We start from the raw sequence: 2,098 nt of genomic DNA on the forward strand, positions 1-2,098 counted from the left end.
GTCCACGTCGGCCGCGCCGCAGGCGGCCACGTCGGCCAGCTTGCGCCCGTCTATCGGGCTGGTGGCGGGAAAGGTGGCGCCATCGGCCGCGCCGCAGTAGGCGCCGTCGATGTAGGCCTGGCCGTTGAAGGCAAGCGCGGCGGCGCGGGCGTGCCAGTAGGCGGCGTCCTGGGTCATGGCCGGACCTCCTGGGCGTTGGCGCGCGCTACCATGGCGTCCAGCAGCACGTTGCAGCCTGCCTCCAGGTCGGCGGGCTTGGCGTCCTCGATCTCGTTGTGGCTGACGCCGTCCTTGCACGGCACGAAGATCATGGCGGTGGGGGTGACGGCGGCCATGTAGACCGCGTCGTGGCCGGCGCCGGTGACGATGTCCATGGCGGCCAGGCCGCGGCGGGCGGCGCCGTCGCGCACCTTGCCCACCAGGTCCAGGTCGAACGGCGTGGGCGGGAAGTACTGCACGTGCTTCACGTCCACCGCCACGTTGTGGCGCCGCGCGATGTCGGCGCAAGTGTCCTTCCAGCGCTGGTCCATCGCGGTGAGCGTGGCTTCGTCTTCGTGGCGCAGGTCCACCGTGAAACGCACCTGGCCCGGGATGACGTTGCGCGAGCCGGGATGCGCGTGGATCTCGCCGACGGTGCCGCGGCCGTGCGGCTGGTTGTCGTTGGCGATCTCGACGACCGCCTGCAGCAGGTAGCTGGCGGCGTAGAGCGCGTCGCGCCGGATCGGCATCGGGGTGGGGCCCGCATGCATTTCCATGCCGGTCACGGTCACGTCGTACCAGCGCAGGCCGAGCGATCCGGTCACCACGCCGACTACTTTTTCTTCGTGCTCCAGGATCGGGCCCTGTTCGATGTGGGCCTCGAAGTAGGCGCCCACCGGGCGGCCGCCCACGGGATCCGCGCCGGCGTAGCCGATGGCGGCCAGTTCGTCGGCCACCGACTTGCCGTCGCGGTCGGTGGCGGACAGCGCCACTTCCAGCGGGAACTTGCCTGCGAACACGCCGGAACCCATCATCACGGGCACGAAGCGCGAGCCTTCCTCGTTGGTCCAGATGGCCACTTCCAGCGGCGCTTCCGTGACCACGCCATGGTCGTTCAGGCTGCGCATGACTTCCAGGCCCGCCAGCACGCCGTAGCAGCCGTCGAACTTGCCGCCGGTGGGCTGGGTGTCGATATGGCTGCCGGTCATGACCGGCGGCAGCTCATTGTTGCGGCCGGCGCGGCGGGCGAAGATGTTGCCCACCTGGTCCACGCGCAGCGTCAGGCCGGCATCGCGCATCCAGCCGGTGACCAGATCGCGGCCCTGGCCGTCCAGCGCCGTCAGCGCCAGCCGGCAGTTGCCGCCCTTGGGGGTGGCGCCGATCCGGGCCAGGTCCATCAGCGACTGCCACAGCCGCTGTCCGTTGATGGAGAGTGTCGTTGTCATGTTGGAATCCCTCTGTGTCAGTGGCCGGCGGCGGCATTGCGGGCCAGCGCGGCCTCGCGGATGCCCATCAGGGTTTCGCCCGGCGAAATGCCATTGGCGTCGTAACGGATTTCCAGCAGGGCTGGCATGTTCTCGCGCTCGGCAAAGGCCAGCGCACGCTCGAAAGCCGGGCCGAAGCTGGCGGTGTCTTCCACGGCTTCGCCATAGCCGCCGTAGCCGCGGATGATCTGGGTGAAGTCCGGATTCTCGAACGACAGGGCGATGGTGCGGGCCGGAAATTCGCGTTCCTGGTGCGCGCGGATGGTGCCCCAGATGCCGTTGTTGAACACCAGCACCACCACGCCCAGGCGGTACTGCAGCGCCACGCCCAGTTCCTGCATGTTCATCTGGAAGCAGCCGTCGCCGGCGTAGCAGACCACCGTGCGCTTGCGGTCTTCCAGCTTGGCCGAGATGGCCGCCGGCAGGCCGTAGCCCATGGAGCCCACGGTGGGCGTCAGGCTGGTGCCCGGCCCGGCGTAGCGGCGGTAGCGGTGGGGATACAGCGCATAGTTGCCCGCGCCCACGGTGATGCAGGCGTCGGCCGGCACGTGCGCGTCGACGTAGGCGGCGGCCTGGTCCAGACTCATCGGGCCGGGCGAGGCCAGCGGTTCCAGGCTGTCGACCAGCTCCTGGTG

2 protein-coding genes and 1 pseudogene are annotated in these 2,098 nt (G+C 69.7%); all 3 read right to left on the reverse strand.

Annotated features, from left to right (window positions below; all coding sequences use genetic code 11):
• A pseudogene (locus tag WBB14_RS33825) lies at window positions 1-177 on the reverse strand (aldehyde dehydrogenase PuuC); the annotation flags it as partial.
• Window positions 174-1,424 carry a Zn-dependent hydrolase gene (locus WBB14_RS33830; protein ID WP_424243621.1) on the reverse strand — a complete coding sequence of 417 codons (1,251 nt, stop codon included), beginning with the start codon at window positions 1,422-1,424 and terminating at the stop codon, window positions 174-176. The gene WBB14_RS33830 and the pseudogene WBB14_RS33825, both read right to left, overlap by 4 nt.
• A gap of 17 nt (window positions 1,425-1,441) precedes the next feature.
• A partial coding sequence (locus tag WBB14_RS33835; protein WP_424243622.1) for a thiamine pyrophosphate-dependent enzyme occupies window positions 1,442-2,098 on the reverse strand: 657 nt, incomplete at its 5' end.

Source organism: Achromobacter sp., from assembly GCF_049647645.1.
GTDB lineage: Bacteria > Pseudomonadota > Gammaproteobacteria > Burkholderiales > Burkholderiaceae_B > Achromobacter.

Bases quoted from the DNA above. Each gene is read 5' to 3' on its own strand.
- WBB14_RS33830 (WP_424243621.1), bottom strand. From the start codon at position 1,424: ATGACAACGACACTCTCCATCAACGGACAGCGGCTGTGGCAGTCGCTG.